General features: G+C 70.1%; 13 protein-coding genes. 5 read left to right on the top strand and 8 right to left on the bottom strand.

Translation table 11 applies throughout. The features are described 5' to 3' along the window. Positions 1–91: 91 nt before the first annotated feature. Positions 92–700: an HD domain-containing protein gene (locus ACIGWZ_RS09015; RefSeq protein ID WP_400062370.1), complete on the top strand. Its 609-nt coding sequence runs from the start codon at positions 92–94 to the stop codon at positions 698–700. Positions 701–1106: 406 nt separating this feature from the next. Here the strand turns inward: ACIGWZ_RS09015 and ACIGWZ_RS09010 are convergent, their stop codons facing one another. From ACIGWZ_RS09010 to ACIGWZ_RS08990, 5 genes are all read right to left on the bottom strand, one after another. Then, positions 1107–2321 (bottom strand): acyl-CoA dehydrogenase family protein, encoded by a 1215-nt coding sequence (locus ACIGWZ_RS09010; protein WP_400062368.1) that lies wholly within the window; start codon positions 2319–2321, stop codon positions 1107–1109. Between the two features lie 46 nt (positions 2322–2367). Then, a complete protein-coding gene (locus ACIGWZ_RS09005; RefSeq protein WP_400062366.1) occupies positions 2368–2859 on the bottom strand; it encodes a flavin reductase family protein in 492 nt (163 codons plus the stop codon). A gap of 188 nt (positions 2860–3047) precedes the next feature. Continuing rightward, on the bottom strand, positions 3048–4415 hold the full coding sequence (locus ACIGWZ_RS09000) for a PucR family transcriptional regulator (protein WP_400062364.1): 1368 nt from the start codon (positions 4413–4415) through the stop codon (positions 3048–3050). Continuing rightward, positions 4412–4582: a hypothetical protein gene (locus tag ACIGWZ_RS08995; protein ID WP_400062362.1), complete on the bottom strand. Its 171-nt coding sequence runs from the start codon at positions 4580–4582 to the stop codon at positions 4412–4414. Before ACIGWZ_RS08995 ends, ACIGWZ_RS09000 begins: the two co-directional genes overlap by 4 nt. A 399-nt stretch (positions 4583–4981) precedes the next feature. Further along, positions 4982–8002: a non-ribosomal peptide synthetase gene (locus ACIGWZ_RS08990; RefSeq protein ID WP_400062360.1), complete on the bottom strand. Its 3021-nt coding sequence runs from the start codon at positions 8000–8002 to the stop codon at positions 4982–4984. Positions 8003–8550: 548 nt separating this feature from the next. Here ACIGWZ_RS08990 and rph point away from each other — a divergent pair. From rph to ACIGWZ_RS08975, 3 genes are all read left to right on the top strand, one after another. Further along, positions 8551–11148 carry a rifamycin-inactivating phosphotransferase gene (rph, locus tag ACIGWZ_RS08985; protein WP_400062358.1) on the top strand — a complete coding sequence of 866 codons (2598 nt, stop codon included), beginning with the start codon at positions 8551–8553 and terminating at the stop codon, positions 11146–11148. A gap of 504 nt (positions 11149–11652) precedes the next feature. Then, positions 11653–13071, top strand: coding sequence for a DEAD/DEAH box helicase (locus ACIGWZ_RS08980; protein WP_400062356.1), 1419 nt, complete (start codon positions 11653–11655; stop codon positions 13069–13071). Between the two features lie 348 nt (positions 13072–13419). Continuing rightward, complete coding sequence (locus ACIGWZ_RS08975; protein ID WP_400062354.1) at positions 13420–14316, top strand: alpha/beta fold hydrolase; 897 nt, start codon at positions 13420–13422, stop codon at positions 14314–14316. Positions 14317–14464: 148 nt separating this feature from the next. On the opposite strand, the gene ACIGWZ_RS08970 is transcribed toward ACIGWZ_RS08975, so the two are convergent. The 3 genes from ACIGWZ_RS08970 to ACIGWZ_RS08960 all read right to left on the bottom strand — a co-directional run bounded on the left by ACIGWZ_RS08970 (position 14465) and on the right by ACIGWZ_RS08960 (position 18063). Continuing rightward, positions 14465–15250, bottom strand: a complete 786-nt coding sequence (locus ACIGWZ_RS08970) for a crotonase/enoyl-CoA hydratase family protein (RefSeq protein ID WP_400062352.1) — start codon at positions 15248–15250, stop codon at positions 14465–14467. Positions 15251–15371: 121 nt separating this feature from the next. Next, positions 15372–16592 (bottom strand): CaiB/BaiF CoA transferase family protein, encoded by a 1221-nt coding sequence (locus ACIGWZ_RS08965; protein ID WP_400062351.1) that lies wholly within the window; start codon positions 16590–16592, stop codon positions 15372–15374. Positions 16593–16779: 187 nt separating this feature from the next. After that, a complete protein-coding gene (locus ACIGWZ_RS08960) occupies positions 16780–18063 on the bottom strand; it encodes an acyl-CoA dehydrogenase family protein (protein ID WP_400062349.1) in 1284 nt (427 codons plus the stop codon). 310 nt (positions 18064–18373) lie between these two features. Here ACIGWZ_RS08960 and ACIGWZ_RS08955 point away from each other — a divergent pair, with 310 nt between their 5' ends. Beyond that, the gene (locus tag ACIGWZ_RS08955) at positions 18374–19639 is read left to right on the top strand and encodes a PucR family transcriptional regulator (RefSeq protein ID WP_400062347.1); all 1266 of its coding nucleotides are present in this window, start codon (positions 18374–18376) and stop codon (positions 19637–19639) included. The last annotated feature ends 9 nt before the right edge of the window (positions 19640–19648 follow it).

The following is a 19648-nucleotide window of genomic DNA, read 5'->3' as shown; positions in this document are numbered from 1 at the left end:
TGCGGCGCCGCGGCCGGCTGAAGCGCCCCCCTCCCCCGGCAAGGCACCTTGCGTACACCCGCCGTTCGGCCCGAGGAGACAGCCTGGCGGCATGAACCAGAATCCGACATCGTCCGTAGCGTCCACCGAGCCGGTGGCCTCCGTGGACCAGCTCATGGCCCTGCTGGCCGACTGCGCGGACGCCTGGGACACCCCGGACCGATCCGGTGACCCGGTGAGCATCCTCGACCACGGCCTCCAAGTGGCCGCGGTCCTCGCCGAACGGCACCCGGAGGATGCGGAGCTTCACGTCGCCGGACTGGTGCATGACATCGGCCACCACCTGATGCCCGGCGACGAGGCCGGACACGGCGAGCATGCCGCTTCGGCCATCGCCGACCTGCTCGGGCCACGGACCGCACGCCTCGTCGCTCTCCACATCCCGGCCAAGCGCTACCTCGCGGCGACCGACTCGCACCTCGCGCTCTCCCCGGAGAGCGCACGTACCCTCGGCTGCCAGGGCGGAGTCATGACGGCGCAAGAGAGCACCGCCTTTGAAGCCCACCCCGACTTCACCGCGGCGGTGGCACTGCGCCGCGCCGATGACGCCGGCAAGGTCGTCGGCCTGCGCGTGCCCGGTCTGGACACCTGGTGGCCGACCGTGGAGCGCGTGGCCGCCGCGGCGGCTTCGACGCACGCGACACGGTCAACTTGCGTCTGAGCGGCCTGGGGTACCTGGTCCTGGGCTTGACGCCGGCTTTGACGGATGCCACCGGGCAGTAGTCCAGGGGTGCGTCGATCAGACCGCTGGGGCCGCCCGCGGTCGTCGCGGTTCCGTAGAGGGGGAGATCGGGGCGGAAGACGGCGGCGAGGTCACCGTCTTCGCGCACATGAGGGAGGCGGGCGCCGTCAAGGTCGGTCTCGAGTGCCAGCGGCACGACGGTGGCGCCGGTGCCGGTGAGGAACGAGCGCCGGTCGTCGTCGAGAACGTCGTGCGGAGCCGGGCATCCGCGCTTGCCTGCTGTGCGTCACGGGCGCTCCTCCTCATCACCGGAGCGCAGCCCCACGCTCGCGGAGCACCGGCGCTGCGGACCGGCGCTGCGGACCGGTGCTCCGCGAGAATCGCCCTAGACCATCTCGGACACCGTGCCCCGAATACCGAAGAGCGACTTCCCATAGATCTCGGCGGCCACTTCGGGGTTGAGGACGGCGTGTCGACTCCCGGTCTCGATGTCACGCCAGATGCGCTGGAGCGGGTTCGACTCGCCGAAGCTCGAAGCCCCCTGGGCCGAGCACACGATGCGGACCGCCTCACGCGCGTGGACCGCCGCCCTTCCCGCGTCCATCCGCATCCGTGCCCGGGCATCGTATGCGGAGAGCACCCCGGACCGCGCGGCCTCGTCGATGTCGGCGGCCGCACGGTAGGCGTGCAACTGGGCGGAGTCGGCGTGCGACGCCGCGTTCGCGGCGGCGAGTTGGACGGTGGGGGCCTCCGCCTGGACGGTGTAGCTCGTCAGGGTCAAGCCCCGCCGCGGGGCGCCGGCCAGCAAGAGATCGACAGCGGCTGCAGCCAGCCCGAGCTGCGGCCCGGTCAACACCAGCGCGGCGGTCGGCACGAAGGGTGCCCGGTAGAGCGCCTCGTCGGTGAAGGGTGTGGCGTAGCGGCCCTCGACGGCGTCGGGGACGGAGTGGAAGCGGTGCGCGGGCACGAACAGGTCCTCGCCGACGAGTGAGTTCGATGCGGTCCCCCGCATGCCCGTCACGAACCAGGTGTCCTCGATGGTCAGCTCCGTCATCGGTACGAGCACGATGCCGACGGCGTCCGACGTGCCCTCGGCGTCCGGGCGTTCGACCCCGAGGACCGCCCAGTCGGCGTGGGCACATCCGGAGGCGGGGGCCCAGCGACCGCTCACCCGGTACCCGCCCTCGACCACGTGCGCGGTGCCCGAGGGGGTGACGACGCCGGCGACTCGGGCGTCGGGGATGTGGGCCCAGACGTCGTCCTGGGCCTGGGCGGGGAAGAGCCCGACGAACCACGCGTTGGCATTGAGCAGTGAGGTCAGCCAGGCGGTGGAGCCGCAGGCACGCCCGACCTCGCGGCCGACGTCCAGCAGGGTGCGGAAGTCGGTCTGCAGCCCGCCGTAACGGGCCGGCCGCATCAGGGAGAGCAGGCCGGCCTCGGCCAGGGCATCGATGTTCTCGGTGGGAACCATGCGCTCGCGGTCGGTCCGATCGGCGTTGGCGGCGAGCAGCGGTCGCAGGGTGGCGGCGCGCTCGACGAGCTCGGATCGCAGGGCGCGCGCGGCGTCGGTGGTGTGGGGACCGTCCAGGGTGATGTTCATCGTCGTCACTTCGGTGTCAGGATCAGGGCGATCGGGCGGGTACGGGTCAGCTCGCGACGGCGAGAGGGGCGTGCGTGCCGAAGACCCGGCGCGCGTAGGTGAGCGGGGCCGCGGGGGTCGGCTCGGCCTCCTCGACGCCCACGACGAGCAGGATGTGGTCACCGCCGTCCACGTGGCGCTCGACGCGTCCCGCCGTCCAGCCGGCGGACTCGGGCAGGTAGGGCAGCCCGGCGCGGACGGTCCAGGTGACGCCGTCGAACTTCGAGCCCGCTCCCCTCCGGCGGGCGAATGTCGACGCCAGTTTCTGCTGGTGGGCGCCGAGGATGTTCACCCCCACCCGGTCACCCGGCTGGAGGTGGGGCAGCAGCCCCGAGGTGCGGTCCAGGGCGAAGCTCACCAGCGGAGGGTCGAGCGAGAGCGAGGCAAGACTCGACACGGTGGTGCCGTACGGTCGCCCGTCGGCGGTCGTCGCCGTCACCACGGTGACCGGGGAGCACACCCCGCTCATCAGCTCGACGAAGGTCTCTCGGTTGATCATCGTGCGCCTCCCGTAAGCATGGATTCGTCTGTCGGGATGCGGGGCTCTGTGCAGCACCGCATCCCACATCACGAAGTCAACTCCGGCTCCCGGAAAGGCGCTTGGTCTGCCGGCTCAGGATTCCGGTCGCCCGTTGGTCTGCCGGACCGGTCCGGGCCGCGACCGGGATATCGGACTCACCGCTGGGCTCACCGCTCTTTGATGTCGCGAGGCAGGAGGACCGCGTCCCCCAGTTCCTCGACGAGTGCCAGGGCGGTGTGGAGGGCGAAGCGATGGTCGTCGAGGTCGTGTCCCAGTACCTCCTGGGCGCGCCGCACGCGGTAGGTCACCGTCCCCCTGGCCACGTGCAGGCGTCGGGCGACATCTGCCAGGCTGCGCTCGGCGTCGAGGTAGTGGTAGAGCGTCGTCCGCAGTGCCTGCATCGGTGCGGTCGGGGCGCAGAGCCCGCCGAGTTCACGTCGCACGAACTCACCGGCCGCGTCGAGATCGGTGGCCAACAACGCGATGGCGGCCACGTCGGCGTAGGCGGTCGCCTGCCGGGGAACCCGTCCGGCCTCGCGCCGCAGTTGCTCGATCCGCTCTGCGCGCAGAGCCTCGCGGTGGGAGCGGCGAAAGCCCGCGACGGCATCGCCCCGGGCACCGAAGGCCGCATGTAACCGCTGCCGGGACAGCGCCTCCGTGATGGTCCCCCACGAACCGGTCGAACCAGTCGAACCGGTCCGGTGGGTGCCGTCCGAAGGCACGGTGCCCCACGCCCACAACCGCCCTGAGGCCACGGGGACGACCAGCGTCGTGGTGGCGCCCCGGGACCGGAGCGCCTCGGTCGCCGCCGTTTGCAGCGTGGAATTGCCGTTCGGCGCGTCCGACCACACCACCACCGCCTCGTGGGTGCGCCGCAGGTCGTAACCGAGAGCACGCGACGCCTCGCCGACGTCCGTCGTCGCGGCATCACTCAGCAGGGAACGCACGATGCCGGCCCGTGCCGCTGCCGCGCTGGTGCTCCACACCTCGTGCTCTGCGAGGTAGGTACGGATCATGGCGTCGGAGAGGTCATTGACATAAGAGAACAGCTCGCGGGAGACCGCCGTCACCTCATCGACCGCCTCCTCCGGGGCGACCAGCTCGGCACAGGCCCGCAGGAACGCCTCGGTCGTCGCCGCGTGCCCGATCCGGACGCCGTGCAACACCCGCTCCAGCGGTACGGCCCGGTGAACGAACTCGCGGATACCTTCCAGGATCACCTCACCGACGGGCGGAGCGGCCGCCGGGCCTTGCGCCACGGTGAACAGCGCCCGCAGAGTCGTCGCCTCATTGCTCCGGCGGAGCATCTCCACCGCGGCCGGGCTACCGCCCAGGGCCGGCACCTCGCCCACGATGCGCCGCACCACCACGGAACTCAGTTCGATCGCCCAGCACACGGGGCCCGCGCCGATCCGCGCGACGGCGTCCTCGACGCTCGCGCGCGGACATGCCGCGCGGTCGACGTCGGCCTCACCCTGCGGGCCGAGCTCCGCGATCCAGGCCCGCCTCAGCCGCGGTCGTCCGGTCTCGGTCACGCTGCCCTCCCTCGGGGTACGGCGTTGCGCCGAAGGACACCCGTCTCGACCACCAGGGGCGCCGGTGGCGAGGCAAGGGCCTTCCGCGAACCGGCGTGGTGCGGCAGCGGAGCGTCGTCGAGTCCGGTCGCGGTGATCCTCGCGATCCAGCCGGGCGCAGTGGGCACGATGGTCTCCTGAGAGCGGGCTCGCGGCTGCCGCCCCGTAAGAGGACCGGAGTCTGCGGCTCTGGCGAATGTGACGCCATACTCGCTCCGGGCCGACGGGCTGATCAACTATCGACCGGTACCCATGCACACCTCGAGCAACTCGGCGCCGTGGCGGACGGCGAGGTGGACGTGGGTCTGTGCCGGTCGGTGCGTCCGCGGTCATCCAGGAGAAGGGCAGCTGCCAGGACAGCGCGCCGGCGACCGGAACGGAGGCCCGCTCGGCACTGGGCAGTGGCTCAGGTGCCGGTGGGTGGGGATCGGGCGGGCGCGTTGGTGGTCTGGGCCGGAATGCTCCGCCCCGGGCCCGCCGTCGCGCCCGCGCCGTCCGTCCGGCCTTGACGGATGGACGAGGGCCGGTCAGGCCGTACGGACCGTCTCGGCGAGCCCTGCCACGCGCACCAAGGTCGGCTGCGCGAGGAACTCGGGTGCCCGGCGGGTGAACGCCTCGGCTCCCGCGGCCCCGACGATTTCGCCGGCCACCTGCGCGACCATGTCGATCATCGCCAGCGAATCCCCGCCCAGCTGGTGGAAGTCGCTGGCCGAACCCATCCCGTCCACATCGGTGCCCAGCACCCGCGCCCAGATCTTTGCGACGGCGGCCTCGGTGTCGCTCAACGGTGTCGCGTCACCGGGCTCCTCCGCGTCCGCGAACGGGTCGGGCAACGCCGAGACCGCGACCTTGCCGTTCACGGTGCGCGGGATCCCCGCGACGACCAGCATGGCGGCGGGCACCATGTACGACGGCAAGCGTTCGAGGAGATGGGCCGCCAACTCCGGTACCTCGACCGGGGGGACGTCGGGCCGCAGCACGACGTAGCCGCACAACGCCCGGTCCGTCCGGCCGGGCGGGGTGCGCGGGACGACGACCGCGGCGGCGACCGCCGGGTGGGTCTCCAGCGTGAACGCGATCTCCGATGGTTCGATGCGGTGTCCGCGCACCTTGACCTGGTCGTCGACGCGCCCGCAGCACTCCACCGCGCCCGACGGCAGCCGGCGCGCCAGGTCTCCGGTGCGGTAGACGCGGGTGCCGTCGGCCAGGCGCACGAACCGCTGCCGGGTCAGGTCCGGGCGTCCGCGGTAGCCGCGGGCGAGCTGCACGCCGCCGATGTAGAGCTCGCCCGTCTCGCCCGGCGCGACGAAACGGCGCTCCGGGTCGAGCAGGAACAGCGAGACCCCGTCCTGCGGCAGCCCGATCGGCACGTTCGCACCGGTGTCGCGCTCGGCGTCGAAGAAGTGGTGGCTGACCCCGATGGTCGCCTCGGCGGGCCCATAGAGGTTGATGATGCGGCACTGTGGGCCGAACATCTCGCGGGCCCGTAAGGCGAGGGCCCGGGTGAACTGCTCCCCGATCACCATGAGCGTGCCGACCGCCCCGGGGCGCAGCCCCAACCGGGTGATCAGGTCGAGGTGCGACGGCGTCAGCGCGAGTGCGGTCGCACCGGCGTCGATCACCTCCTGCAACGACAGGTGGTCGAGCTCGTCGCGCATGAGCAGCAGCGTGCCGCCGACCAGGAACGGCAGGACGAGGGAGATCTGCGCGACGTCGAAGGAGAGCGAACACAGCAGGGGGAGCCGGGTGTTCGGGCCGATGCCGTGCTCGCGCACCGCCCAGTTCGCGTAGGTGCTCAGGCTGCGGTGCTCGATGTCGACGCCTTTGGGGCGGCCGGTCGAGCCGGAGGTGTACACCACGTACGCCAGGTCCGAAGGCGCGGGCGGCGTCGGCGGCGCGGCGGGATCGGACGCGTACGACAGCTCGTCCAGCACCAGCGGCTCGCAGCCGTCGGGCAGGAAGTCCCGTTCGTTGTGCGGGCGTTGGGTCAGGCACAGCGGCGCCCGCGCGTCCTGGAGCAGTGCGCGCAGACGCCCGTCCGGATGCTTGGTGTCCATCGGGAGGTAGGCCGCGCCGGCCAGCAGTGCCCCCCAGGCCCCGGTGACCGCAGCCACCGAGCGGTCCGCGCACAGGCCGACGACCGTGTCCCGGCCGATGCCGCGGGCCCGCAGTTCCGCGGCGATCACCCGCGCCCGGCGGTCGAGTTCGGCGTAACTCACCTCGCCTTCCGGACCGCTGATCGCCACGGCGTCGGGCCGGGACCGTACCTGTTCCCGGAACAGTTCGACCACCGTCCGGTCCGCGGACCCGGCATCCCGGTCGGCCGGGACCGGCGGCAGCAGCGTCGCTCGCTCCTGGTGGGCGGCGGGCGACAGGGACTCGCAGAGTGTGTCGAGCAGCCGCTCCGCCCGGGCCTCGGCCTCCTCGCCCGGCCACCACGACAGGCTCAGCTCGGTACGGCCTTCGGACTCCACGACGTTCAGGCCCGGCGGGCTCGCCGGCTCGCGCGGGCAGAGCAGATAGACCGCGTCCGGCTCGAAGCCGTCGGTGGCGAACGCGTCGAGGGAGGTCCTGCCGAGACTGTTCACCCCGGCAACCGAGGAGAAGCGATCTGTCCGGCGCGCTTTGCGGTCCACTCCGCGCACCGCCATGCGCAGCAGACCGAGCGGAACCTTCAGCACCTCCGGTCCCGGCGCGCGCACGGTGCCCCGGCGTTCGGACAGCACCGTCAGCAGCTGCTGCTGGGTGGCCTCCCATCCCTCGTCCGGGGTGACCTGGAGCGAGACGGTGACCGCGAAGTTGGACGTGGACCGCACCTCCGGGTGGAACGGCCGCAGGTCCACCGGGATGCTCACCGGCACCGTCGGCTGCCCGGACAGCCGTGCCAGTTCGGTGGCCAGCCGCGCGGCCACCGCCGGAAAGGTGCCGTCGACCGAGCGCCGCCACCAGCGGTAGCCGCCGAACCGCGCGTCCGCGGGCACGCCCAGCAGCGACGGGAGGACGAAGTCCTGGTTCTTGGCGTCTGCCTGGGCGATCAGAGGGTCGTCCAGCTCGACCACGGTCGTCACCGACGGCGCGCCCTCCGGCTCCTCGCCGCGCAGCACCCGGAAGACGTCGAGCGCCCACAGCCGCAGCCCGCGCGCGTCCATCACCGCGTGCGAGGCGCGGAAGGCGACGGCCGGGAACTCCCCGTCGAACAGCACGACTTCGCAGTACGCGCCGTGCACCGGCAGGGGCCGCCGCAGCTCCGCGACGTCATTGAGGGTGGTGCGGTCCAACACCGTGCCGGCCGCGAACCGGACCGGCGGCGGCTCACCGCTGTCCGACCAGCGGGAGCCGTGGCGGGCCAACCGGGCGCCCGGGCAGGACTCCGCGGCCGCCTCGACCGCCCGGCGGAGCTCCGCGGCCGCGATCCGACCGGTGCCCTCGACGACGAGGTTGAGCACCGGTGACAGCGCGGCGGGGAACCCCAAGTACCAGTGTTCGAAGGGAACCACTGCTCTGGCGAAGCGGTCGGCCTCCGCCGTGGTGGCTAATTTTGACTTCATTCCCGCATCAAACTGCGCCCGGCACTATGCAAATCAATAGAGCGTTCGACTTCGCCCGACCGTCAGCTTCGGACGAATCCCCCCAAAGTCGCACAGAGCGCATGGCCGCCGAGCGCAATCCTCCCCGCCTGCCTTTCGCTGAACGGGGCGGACCGAGGCAAAGACAAAGGCAGAGAGATCTCTCTCCCTGCCACTCTTAACTTATAGCGCACCGGGGGGCTTGCGGCAAGACCCGGGTGGTGGCGCAAAATCATCGGCCGAGGCCACAACCTGCGGAAATGGGAGCACGACGTGCGTGTGTTGGCGACGTATGGGGGACGCGGTGACGTCGGACCAGTGGGGAGACCGGCAGTGCGGTCGCGAGCGCTCGGGGCGGCGGTGCGGGTGTGCGCGCCGTCCGACCGGGCGGAGCGGTCGGCCGACTCGTCAGAGGGAGGGCAGCCGGAGACAAGGGCGTGCCCGGCAAGAGGTTCGAGAGAGCTGGAGGCGCCGGTGAGTCGATCGGCCAGTGCAGTGCAACGGGACACGACTGCCTCGGAGGTATCGCGATGATCGAGCAGTACGTGTGGGACCTTCAGGAGGTTGACGAGACGCAGGTCGCGGTCGTCGGCGGCAAGGCCGCTCACCTGGGCGGGCTGTCACGGATCGACGGCATCCGCGTGCCGGCCGGTTTCTGCGTGACGACGGACGCCTTCCGACGGGTCATGGCGGAAGCGCCGTCGATCGACGAGCGGCTCGATCAGCTGTCGCGCCTGAACCCGGACGACCGAGAGGCGATCCGTACGCTCAGCGCGGAGATCCGCCGGACCATCGAAGGGATCGCCATCCCGGACGATCTCGCGACGGCGATCACCCGCGCGCTCGCCCGGCTCGGCGAGCAGGCCGCCTACGCCGTCCGATCCAGCGCGACGGCAGAAGACCTGCCGACGGCCTCCTTCGCCGGCCAGCAGGACACCTACCTCAACGTCGTGGGGGCGACGGCGATCCTCCAGCACGTCAGCCGGTGCTGGGCCTCGCTGTTCACCGAGCGGGCCGTGACCTACCGCCAGCGGAACGGCATCGATCACCGTACGGTCCACATGGCCGTGGTCGTGCAGCAGATGGCCTTCCCGCAGGCGTCCGGCATCCTGTTCACCGCCGACCCCGTCACGGGCAACCGGAAGGTCGCCACCGTGGACGCCGGCTTCGGCCTCGGCGAGGCCCTGGTCTCCGGCCTGGTGAACCCGGACATCTTCAAGGTGCGGGACGGCGAAGTCGTCGACAAGGCGATCGCCGCCAAACAGCGCGCCGTTCACGCCCTGCCGACCGGCGGGACGCAGGAAGTCGCGATCGACTCGCAGCGGCAGGAGCAGCCGGCGCTGACGGATGCGCAGGCCGTGCGGCTCGTACAGCTCGGGCGGCGGATCGAAGCGCACTTCGGCCGCCCGCAGGACATCGAATGGTGCCTGGTCGACGATGGCTTCCAGATCGTGCAGAGCCGGCCGATCACGACGCTGTTTCCCATCCCCGAGACCGACGACCAGGAGAACCACGTCTACGTCTCCGTCGGCCATGGGCAGATGATGACCGACCCCATGAAGCCCCTGGGGTTCTCCATGTGGCAGCTGACGGCCATGGTGCCGATGCACGAGGCCGGCGGGAGGCTGTTCGTCGACGTCACCCGGCGCCTGGCCTCGCCCGCGAGCCGCGCCGGCCTCCTGGACGCCATGGGAAAGGGCGATCCGCTGATCAGGGACGCTCTGGAGACCGTGCTCGACCGCGACGGCTTCGTCCCCTCGCTCCCGGACGCGGGTCCCGGCGGACCGCCCGCCGGAGGCGCGCCCGCCCCGATCGAGACCGATCCCGCCATCGTCACCGAGCTGATCGAGCGCAGCCGGGCGTCCATCGCCGCCCTGGAGCGCGACATCCGGACGAAGACCGGAGCGGCACTCTTCGACTTCCTGCTGGAGGCCTTCGAGGAGCACAAGCGGGTCCTCAGCGATCCGCTGAGCATTCAGGCGATCATGGCGGGGATGGAGGCCACGTGGTGGCTCAACGACAAGCTGCAGGAGTGGCTGGGCGAGAAGAACGCGGCTGACACGCTGACACTGTCCGCCCCCGACAACATCACGTCGGAGATGGGACTGGCGCTGCTCGACGTCGCGGACGTGATCCGCCCGCATCCGGAGGTGGTGGCGTTCCTGCAGGGCGTCGAGGACGACGGCTTCCTGGACGAGCTGGCGAAGCTCGCGGGCGGGACCGAAGCGCGCGACGCGATCGAGGCCTACCTCGACCGGTACGGCATGCGCTGCGTAGGCGAGATCGATATCACGAGGCCACGTTGGCGCGAGCGCCCCAGCACGCTCGTACCCGTGGTCCTCGACAACGTCAGGATCTTCGAGCCGGGCGCCGCCGAGCGACGCTTCGAGCAGGGGCGGCAGAAGGCGCAGCAGAAGGAACGGGACGTGCTGTCCCGCTTGCGGGCCCTGCCGGACGGGGACCGGAAAGCCGACGAGGCCAAGCGGATGATCGACCGGGTCAGAACCTTCATCGGGTACCGGGAGTACCCCAAGTACGGCATCATCAGCCGCTACTTCGTCTACAAGCAGGCCCTGCTGGCGGAGGCCGATCGCCTCGTGCAGGCGGGCGTGCTTCCTGCGACGGACGACATCTTCTACCTCACGTTCCAGGAACTCCACGACGTCGTGCGCTCGCACCAGGTGGACGACCAGCTCGTCCAGCGGCGCAAGGACGCGTTCCAGTCGCACCACGCGCTCACTCCGCCCCGGGTGCTCACCTCGGACGGTGAGGCCCTCACCGGGGCGTACCGGCGCGACGACGTGCCGGCCGGCGCCCTGATCGGCGTACCGGTTTCCGCCGGGACCATCGAGGGGCGGGCCCGCGTCATCCTCGACATGACGGAGGCCGATCTCGAAGCGGGCGACATCCTGGTCACGGCCTTCACCGACCCCAGCTGGTCGCCGCTGTTCGTCGGGATCGCGGGCCTGGTGACGGAGGTGGGCGGCCTGATGACCCATGGCGCGGTGATCGCCCGGGAGTACGGCCTGCCGGCCGTCGTGGGCGTGGAGCGGGCCACCCGACTCATCCGGGACGGGCAGCGGATCCGCGTGCACGGAACCGACGGGTACATCGAGCTCCTGCCTTGACCGACCGCACCGAGAGGGCGGGAGGTGCGGGCCCTGGGGGTCGTGGTCCCCGAACCGCAGGACGTTCTCCTACGGACCGCCGGCCGCCGCGGACGACTCCCCCATCGTCGAACCAGACGCTGATCCATGTGTGGTGGGTCTTGCAGTCGGGGGCGATCTGCCGCATGGCGTGACGCTGCACCGTGCAGCTGGCCGGGCGTCGTGTGCGGGGCGCCCTGCCGCGCGTCCGGGTATCCCGGTTCGTGCGCAGGGCGCCCGGCGCTCGGCCGACCATTTCGTACCCCGCCGACCCGTTCGCATGGCGCGCAGCCCGTGTCGCGTCACCGACGCAGGCGGAGCGATCAGCACCACACCACAGCGCCGGGTCGAACTGTCACTTCGTGTTAGCCTCAAACGTTTGGACGGCGTGACAGTCGGCGATTCCGTCCGTGCGGTTCCCTTGTTCGTCGGCTGCTCATTCCTGCCGGGCCTTCCTCGGTACGTTCCCCCTGCGGAAGGCTCTTCATGAACCACCCGGACCGCCTCGGCACCTCGCACGGCAGCCTCGCCCGGCCGGCGCCCCTCACCCCGGCAGTGTCCCCGGTCGCCTCCTTCGCCGACCTGGAACTGCCGGCCGAGGTGCTGCGAACGCTCACCGAGCTCGACGTGCGCACGCCCTTCCCCATCCAGGCGGCCACGCTGCCCGACGCCCTCGCAGGACGCGACGTCCTGGGGCGCGGGCGCACGGGATCGGGCAAGACGCTCGCCTTCGGCCTGCCGCTGCTCACACGGACGGCCGGGCGGCGCGCGGAGCCGAAGCAGCCCCTCGCCCTGATCCTGGCGCCTACCCGGGAGCTGGCTCAACAGGTGACCGAGGCGCTCGTGCCGTACGCCGACGCGCTCCGGCTGCGGATGGCTACGGTCGTCGGCGGCACGTCCATCGGCCGGCAGGCCGCTGCGCTGCGCGACGGGGCCGAGGTCGTCGTCGCCACCCCTGGCCGCCTGCACGACCTCATCGAGCGCGGGGCCTGCCGCCTGGGACGGGTGCGGATCACCGTCCTCGACGAGGCCGATCAGATGTGCGACATGGGCTTCTTGCCGCAGGTCACCGAGGTGCTCGACCAGGTGCACCGCGACGGCCAGCGGATGCTGTTCTCGGCCACCCTGGACCACGACGTCGATCAGCTGGTCCGCCGCTACCTCCACGACCCCGTCATCCACTCGGTCGACCCGTCCGCGGGCGCGGTCACGACGATGGACCACCATGTGCTGGTCGTCCACGGCCCCGACCGGTACGCCGTCACGACGGAGATCGCCGCCCGCGACGGCCGCGTCCTGCTGTTCCTGGACACCAAGCACGCGGTCGACCAGCTCACCCGGCATCTGCGGGCCAGCGGAGTGCACGCCGCGGCCCTGCACAGCGGCAAAGCCCAACCGCAGCGCACACGGACCCTTGCCCAGTTCAAGAACGGCCAGGTCACCGTCCTGGTGGCGACCAATGTCGCGGCCCGTGGTCTGCACGTCGACGACCTCGATCTCGTGGTCAACGTCGACCCGCCCACCGACCCCAAGGACTATCTGCACCGTGCGGGCCGCACTGCCCGGGCCGGTGAGTCCGGCAGCGTCGTCACGCTGGTGCTGTCGAGCCAGCGCCGCGAGATGAGCCGGCTGATCGCCGGGGCCGGCATCGAGGCGACGATCACCAAGGTGCGCTCGGGTGAGGCGGAGCTGAGCCGGATCACCGGAGCCAAGGCCCCCTCCGGCACCCCGCTCGACGGTGGGCCCGCCACGCCCCGGGCCAAGAACACCAACACCCCCTTCCGCGGCCTGGGCACCAGCAAGGACGCCTCCCGCGGCACCGGCGGCAAGTCCTCACGCAAGGCCAACGAGGCCCGTAAGCTCGCCGAGGCCCGCAAAGCGGCCCGGGTACGCCGCGGCGCCTGAGAGCCTCTGCCCTGATAGGCCTCATGCCCCTGATCGCATGATCGTTGGCATCCTTGGGTTGATCGCTCGCCAACCAAGGCACTCGGGCGCGACGTGTTCCGACTGGGCTGTCATCGGAAATACACGCAGCTCACGGCGTAGGTTCTGAACCCTGTTGGCTCCGGCGTTCACTCCGCCGGCCCTCTTCTGCCACCCGGTTGGAGTGCGTTGCCGTGCCCGCTGGTGCGGACGGGTGAAGCCTCGGGTGTCGTAGGCCTCACGGAGAGCGAGAACGACGTGACAGCATGTCCGACCCCCGGCTCACGGCACCGAATACGTCGTACACACGCTATGGCAGCAGGGTGCGCCATGACCCTGTGCCTGGCCGTGGCGGCCCCTGCCACCGCGGACGGCGGCACGACCACGACCAAACCCACCATCGTGCTGGTGCACGGGGCGTTCGCGGATGCCTCCAGTTGGAACGGGGTCGTCGAACGGCTCGAACGCCATGGCTACACCGTCATCGCCCCCGCCAACCCGCTGCGCGGGCTGTACAACGACTCCACCTACATCGCCTCCGTACTGGACAGCATCAAGGGCCCGATCGTGCTGGTGGGCCACTCCTACGGCGGCTCCCTGATCAGCACGGCCGCCGCGGGCAACCCCCGGGTGAAGTCCCTGGTGTACGTGTCGGCACTGATGCCCGATGTGGGCGAGAGCGGTATGTCCCTGAGCGCCAAGTTTCCCAGCGAACTCGGCACCGCCACCAAGTCCGTTCCCTACCGGGCGGGCGGCGGCGTCAGCGGGACCGACCTGTACCTCAAGCCCGACAGGCTCCATCCGGTCTTCGCCGCCGACCTGCCGGAGAGCACCGCAAGGATCATGGCGGTGACCCAACGGCCCGTGGCGACAACCGCGTTCTCGGAGAAGGCCGAGGTGGCCGCCTGGAAGCGCATCCCGTCGTGGTTCCTCGTCGCGAAGCAGGACAAGACCATCAACCCCGACCAGGAACGCTTCGAGGCAAAGCGCGCGGGTTCACACACGGTGGAGATCGACTCTTCCCACGTGGCCATGGTCTCCCACCCCGACGAGGTCACCGACCTCGTCCTGCAGGCCGCCACGGCGGGCGATTCCGACCGGTCCGCGCTGGCCACCACCGGGTCCACCCATGACGCCTGGGCCGAGACCGGACTTGCCGCCGTCTCGTTGATCGCGGGAGCGGGAGCCGTCCTCCTGGGCCGCCGGTTGAGGCGCCAGGCGCACTGACGGCGCTCCGGGACGGCGTTCCCCGCTTCGGCGTCCGGTCCGGCGACAACGGCCGAGGTCATCCCCGAGGGGTGCGAGGGGTGACCTGACGCCCGGCCGGTTGGACGGGCTGCCGGTGGCGCGCCACGAGGGCCTCGCGGGGGTGCGGTCAGCGACCTTCCCAGTGGGGTGGGCGCTTTTCGGCGAAGGCGTGGGCGCCTTCCTGTGCGTCGTGGGACGCGAGGACCGGTGCGACGAGCTGATCCTGCTGGTGGAAGGCGTCCTGGTCGCCGTATGCGGTCCGCTCGTTGACCACGCGCTTGACGGCCGCGATGGACAGTGGGGCGTTGCGTGCGATGCGGTGGGCCAGTTCCACGGCCTTGGTGAGCGTCTCGCCCGGTGGGGTGAGGTGGTTGACGAGGCCGAGCTGATGAGCCCGTTCGGCGGGGAGGGGGTCGCCGGTGAGGAGGATTTCCACGGCGATGTTGCGGGGGATGCGTTCGGGCAGCCGCACGATCCCTCCTTCGGGGGGAACCAGGCCGAACGTCACCTCGGTGAGTCCGAAGGTGGCGTCCTCGGCGGCCACCACCAGATCGCAGGCGAGCGCCATCTCGGTGCCACCGCCCAGCGCCCAGCCCTCGACGGCAGCGATGAGCGGGGTGTGGAGCTGGGTTCGGGTGAGGCCCGCGAAGCCTCGCCCGGGGATGACCGGGGTGTCGCCCTTCGCGAACGCCTTGAGGTCCATCCCCGCGCTGAAGGTGCCGCCGGCACCGGTGAGAACGCCGACCAACAGCTCGTCGTGGGTGTCGAGTTGGTCGAAGGCATCGGCCAGCGCCCGGGCGGTGGCGCCGTCGACGGCGTTGCGTACCTTGGGCCGGTCAATGGTGATGACGAGGACGCCGTCTTGTTCTTCGGTGTGCACGGTGGGGGTGCCGGTGGTGGGTTTGGTGGTCATGGTGGGGATTCCTTGCCTTTCCCGGTCTTTCCCGCCGGTGTGGATCTCCGACCGCTGACAGCGGAGGGCTTCTCGGGGTTTTACCTCGCCTGTGCCGGGTGCCATCGGTGGGCGTCCCCTGCTAGCGCGGGATCGCTCCGCCGGTACGCAGGGATTCGATGTCGTCGGCAGTGAAGCCGAGTTCCGTGAGGACCTCTTCGGTGTGCTCCCCGAGATCGGGAGCCGGACGTGCGGGGACTTTCTGTTCCTGGTCCAGGTGCACGGGGCTGTTGAGGGTCAGATGCGGTTCGCTGCTGCCGTCCTCGATCGGCACCACGATCTGGTTGGCCAGGAGTTGGGGGTCGTGGGCGCATTCCTCGAGTGTCTGGACGACCCCGTAGGTGAGGCCGGCGGCGTCGAGTATCTCGCGCCATTCGGCCAGGGGACGGGTGGCGAACCGCTTGTCCAGCAGAGTGACGATCTCGGCGGCGTGGGCGCGGCGGCTGACGGTGTCGTGGAAGCGGGGGTCCTCGACGGCCTCGGGGTGGCCGATGGCCTCCAGGAAGAGGGGGACTTGCTTGTCTTCATTGGCGAAGGCCAGCAGGATCCAGCGGTCGTCCGCGGTGCGGTACACGTTGGCCAGGGCGTTGGGTGGCGCGGAGCGTTCGACGGGGCGCGGGGGTTTCCCGCCGAGCAGGGCAGCCTGCAACCACATCCCTGCAGCCCAGGCGCCTTCGGCGATCAGGGACGCGCTGACGCGTGCGCCCTGGCCGGTCTTCTCGCGCCGGTACAGGGCGGTCATGATCCCGGCGAACAGGGTGATCGCGGTGGGGTGGTCGCCGGAGCCGAACGCGTTGATGGCAGGGGCCGCGTCGCGCTGGCGAGTGAAGTCCATCAGACCGCTGCGTGCCCAGAATGCCGTGACGTCGAAGCCGGGCAGGTGGGCGTCCGGGCCTTGCTCGCCGAAGCCGGTGACGTCGGCGTAGATCAGTCGGGGGTTGAGGGAGGAGAGAGCGTCGTAGTCCAGGCCGAGCTTGGCCCGGGTGTGGGGCGGGAAGTTGGTGACCAGGACATCGGCCCACCGCACCAGTCGTTCGAGTACGGACCGGGCATCGGACGATTTCAGGTTGAGCTCGACGCTGCGCTTGTTGCGATTGTCCAGTTGCCAGGGGTAGTTGACCCCTTCGACCTGGGGGTTGGGGGGCATCCGGCTGAGGCCGCGGTAGGTGTCGCCGGTGTGCGGTGGTTCCACCTTGACGACATCGGCCCCGTAGTCGCCGAGTATCGAGGCCGCGGCCGGCCCGGCGATGAAGCTGGCGACATCGACGACGTGCAGTCCCTCCAGCAAGGGCATGTTCTCCATGACAGGGTCCTCTTCCGCGGGGTGTCCGGCGGACATGTGGGTGTCCTCGCCGCCGGTGCTGCCTGCACGCGGGCCGCCATGGGAGGCGCACAGTGGGCGACGCAGCGGCGGAGCGGGTACTGAGGTGGCCGGTCGCGCAGTCGCAGGGCCCGGCGCCGTGCGGCGCGGGTTGCGATGTGCACCGGTGCTAGTGCTGGCCGTTGGGGGCCATGGGCACGAAGGCGTTGTATCCGGTGATGTCGCGGCCGACGATCAGCGCCTGCACCGTGTCGGTGCCCTCGTAGGTGTCGATGGCCTCGATGTCGCACAGATGCCGGGCCACGTTGTACTCGAGCAGGATGCCGTTGCCGCCGAGCATGTCGCGGGCGTCGGAGAGGATGGCGCTTGCGCGTTCCGTGTAATGCATCTTGGCCAGCGCGACGCGCGGCATCGAGTACTTGCCTTCGTCCATGAGCTGGCTGAGCCGGTACTGCATGCACACCATGTCGGTGATGTCCGCCAGCATCCGTGCCAGCCGGTACTGGACGAGCTGGTAGGCGGCCAGCGGTATCCCGAACTGCTTCCGTTGCTTGGCGTAGGCCAGTGCGGTCTCGTAGCCCGCGACGGCGGCTCCGATCGCTTCCCAGGCGACGCAGAAGCGCGAGGCCAGCAGGACTTTCTCGGTGTCGCGGAAGGTGTGGACGTTCGCCAGGCAGTTCTCGGCGGGCACGCGGACGTCGGTGAGGGAGATCTGCGCGTTCTGCACGCAGCGCAGCGCCGTCTTGCCGGTGATGACCTCGGCCTCGAACCCCGGGGTCCCCTTCTCGACGACGTAACCGCCCACGTGGCCGTCGTCACCGCGGGCCCAGACGATCACGTAGTCGGCGAAGGTCGCATTGCCGATCCACCGCTTGTGGCCGTTGAGTACGTACGAGTCGCCGTCCCTGTGCGCGGTTGTCTCCAGCTTGACCACGTCGGTGCCGTGGGCCGGCTCGGTCAGACCGAAGGCGCCGATCCTCTCGAGGCGCGCCATCGGCGGCAGGAAGCGCTGCTTCTGCTCCTCCGAGCCCAGCAGCGCGATCGACATCATGGCCAGCGCCGAGTGCACTCCCATGAACGTGGACATGCTCAGATCACCGCGGGCCAGCTCCATGATCACCATGCCGGCTGTCACGTTGCTCATTCCGGGCGAGCCGTAGCCGGGCACCTGGAAGCCCGCGATGTCCAGCTGGGCCAGCTTGGGGACCAGTGCGTGCGGGAATTCCGCGCGCTCCCAGTACGGGTTGATGACGGGGATGACTTCCTGGTCCATGAACTCACGCACGCGTTGACGCAGTGCCTGCTGATCATCCGTGAGCAGCTCGTTCAGCAGGTAGTAGTCCGTGTACTCGGGGCCACCCAGCACGGGGGGCTGGACGACCGGATGCCCGTTTCCGCGGCCGACGGTGGTGACGTCGACGGGTGTCATCGTGTCCTGGCGTTTCGCGTTCATCCGTTCGACGCTCCTTTTTCCTCGGCTTTTTCTCGACCTCGGTTCGATACGCCCCCATGGGACGACGTTAGGAGCCGGACGGAGGGAAATCATCGGACGCAGAGTATGAACTTTTCGAAGGAATTCGTACCCGCGACCCGACATACTCGGGGTGACTGCCCAAGCACAGAGGGGCGTGCGGCGTGAAAAATGGGCAACTGTCCTTCAATCAGTGGCGCATTGGTGCCCCCTCCGCCGCAGGAACCGGCTGCTGAAGATCCTCCGGGTGCGCTGGATGGCGTGGTCGAGACGGCCGCGATAGCGTGACGACATGGCTGTGGGCAGCATCGAAGCAGCAAAATGCCTGTCCGTCGTGGCATCGAACGTTGCTGTGCGCATGCCGGAAGTCAGCCAGGACGTGTGGGAGCTCGTGATTGCCGAAATCCCGGAACTGAGAGGCGACGGGATAATCGTCAACACTCTTAGAGCGAGCGTCGAGGAAAATATCGCCACATTGCTGCACGGCTTTGAGAACGACATGCCGCTGGGCGACGTTGAGGGACCTGCGGCCGCATTGGATTATGCGCGTCGGCTGGCTCAACGTAATGTTCCCATCAGCTCGCTCATCCGGTCCTACCGGCTCGGCCACTGCCGTTTCCTGCAGTGGTGCCTGGACGAACTCCGCCGTCAGGGACCCGATGAGGATGTCTGCGCGGCTACCGCGGGCCTCATGCTGGAGTTGAGTTTCGGGTACATCGACCGTGTCAGCGAACGAGTCATCGAGGTCTACCAGTTGGAACGGGACCGTTGGCTGCAGGGTCAGACCGCCGTGCGCGCCCTACGTGTGCAAGAGATCCTGGCCGAGAAGCACGTGGACGCCGACTCGGCGGAATCAGCCCTCGATTACCGTATACGTCAACATCATCACGTGGGTTTGATCCTCTGGCTGCCCCGGCGTCCCCTTGGCGGTGAAGGTCTCGCCCGGCTCGACCGGCTGACAAGCCGGATCGCCGCGGAACTCAACTGCTGTGCCAACCCGCTGTTCGCCGCCCGGGAAGAAACCCTGGCTTGGGCCTGGCTGCCCTTCGGCTCGCCCCGGGACCTTTCCTGGAGCGTGCTGGCGAGTGTGATCGAGGACGGCGACCCCATGGCGAGGGCGGCCGTGGGGGACGTGGAACCCGGCGTCGAAGGCTTCCGTCGCACTCATCGCCAGGCTGTCCGCGCACAGGAACTGGCCATGGCGGCGGGTCCCGGAGCCAGGGTCACCGCTTACGCCCAGGTCGCCCCGATCGCATTGATGTGCACGAACATGGACGACACCCGCGCGTGGGTGTGGAGCGTGCTGGGTGCCCTGGCCGTCGACGACGAGCACTGCGCACGACTGCGGGAGACCTTGCAGACCTTCCTCGCCACCGGCTGCAGCTACACCGCCACCGCCAGCCGGCAGATTCTGCACAAGAACACCGTGCAGTACCGCATTCGAAAAGCCGAGGAAACCCTGGGGCAGCCACTGCAGGAACGGCGCCGCGATCTGGAGATGGCGTTGCTCGCCGTTCAGTACCTCGGCCCGTCCTTCCTGCGAACGAGCCCCTCCTGACGGCACACC

Origin of the sequence: Streptomyces sp. NPDC053427, from assembly GCF_044544985.1 — a bacterium.
GTDB lineage: Bacteria > Actinomycetota > Actinomycetes > Streptomycetales > Streptomycetaceae > Streptomyces.
This window is presented reverse-complemented; position numbering and strand designations above follow the sequence as displayed.

What these genes read in the sequence shown, in the direction of transcription:
- rph (WP_400062358.1), top strand. Translation starts at nt 8,551, where the DNA reads ATGATCGAGCAGTACGTGTGGGACCTTCAGGAGGTTGACGAGACGCAG.
- ACIGWZ_RS09015 (WP_400062370.1), top strand. Translation starts at nt 92, where the DNA reads ATGAACCAGAATCCGACATCGTCCGTAGCGTCCACCGAGCCGGTGGCC.
- ACIGWZ_RS08975 (WP_400062354.1), top strand. Translation starts at nt 13,420, where the DNA reads ATGACCCTGTGCCTGGCCGTGGCGGCCCCTGCCACCGCGGACGGCGGC.
- ACIGWZ_RS08955 (WP_400062347.1), top strand. Translation starts at nt 18,374, where the DNA reads ATGGCTGTGGGCAGCATCGAAGCAGCAAAATGCCTGTCCGTCGTGGCA.
- ACIGWZ_RS09010 (WP_400062368.1), bottom strand. Translation starts at nt 2,321, where the DNA reads ATGAACATCACCCTGGACGGTCCCCACACCACCGACGCCGCGCGCGCC.
- ACIGWZ_RS08960 (WP_400062349.1), bottom strand. Translation starts at nt 18,063, where the DNA reads ATGAACGCGAAACGCCAGGACACGATGACACCCGTCGACGTCACCACC.
- ACIGWZ_RS08990 (WP_400062360.1), bottom strand. Translation starts at nt 8,002, where the DNA reads ATGAAGTCAAAATTAGCCACCACGGCGGAGGCCGACCGCTTCGCCAGA.
- ACIGWZ_RS08980 (WP_400062356.1), top strand. Translation starts at nt 11,653, where the DNA reads ATGAACCACCCGGACCGCCTCGGCACCTCGCACGGCAGCCTCGCCCGG.
- ACIGWZ_RS08965 (WP_400062351.1), bottom strand. Translation starts at nt 16,592, where the DNA reads ATGGAGAACATGCCCTTGCTGGAGGGACTGCACGTCGTCGATGTCGCC.
- ACIGWZ_RS09005 (WP_400062366.1), bottom strand. Translation starts at nt 2,859, where the DNA reads ATGATCAACCGAGAGACCTTCGTCGAGCTGATGAGCGGGGTGTGCTCC.
- ACIGWZ_RS08970 (WP_400062352.1), bottom strand. Translation starts at nt 15,250, where the DNA reads ATGACCACCAAACCCACCACCGGCACCCCCACCGTGCACACCGAAGAA.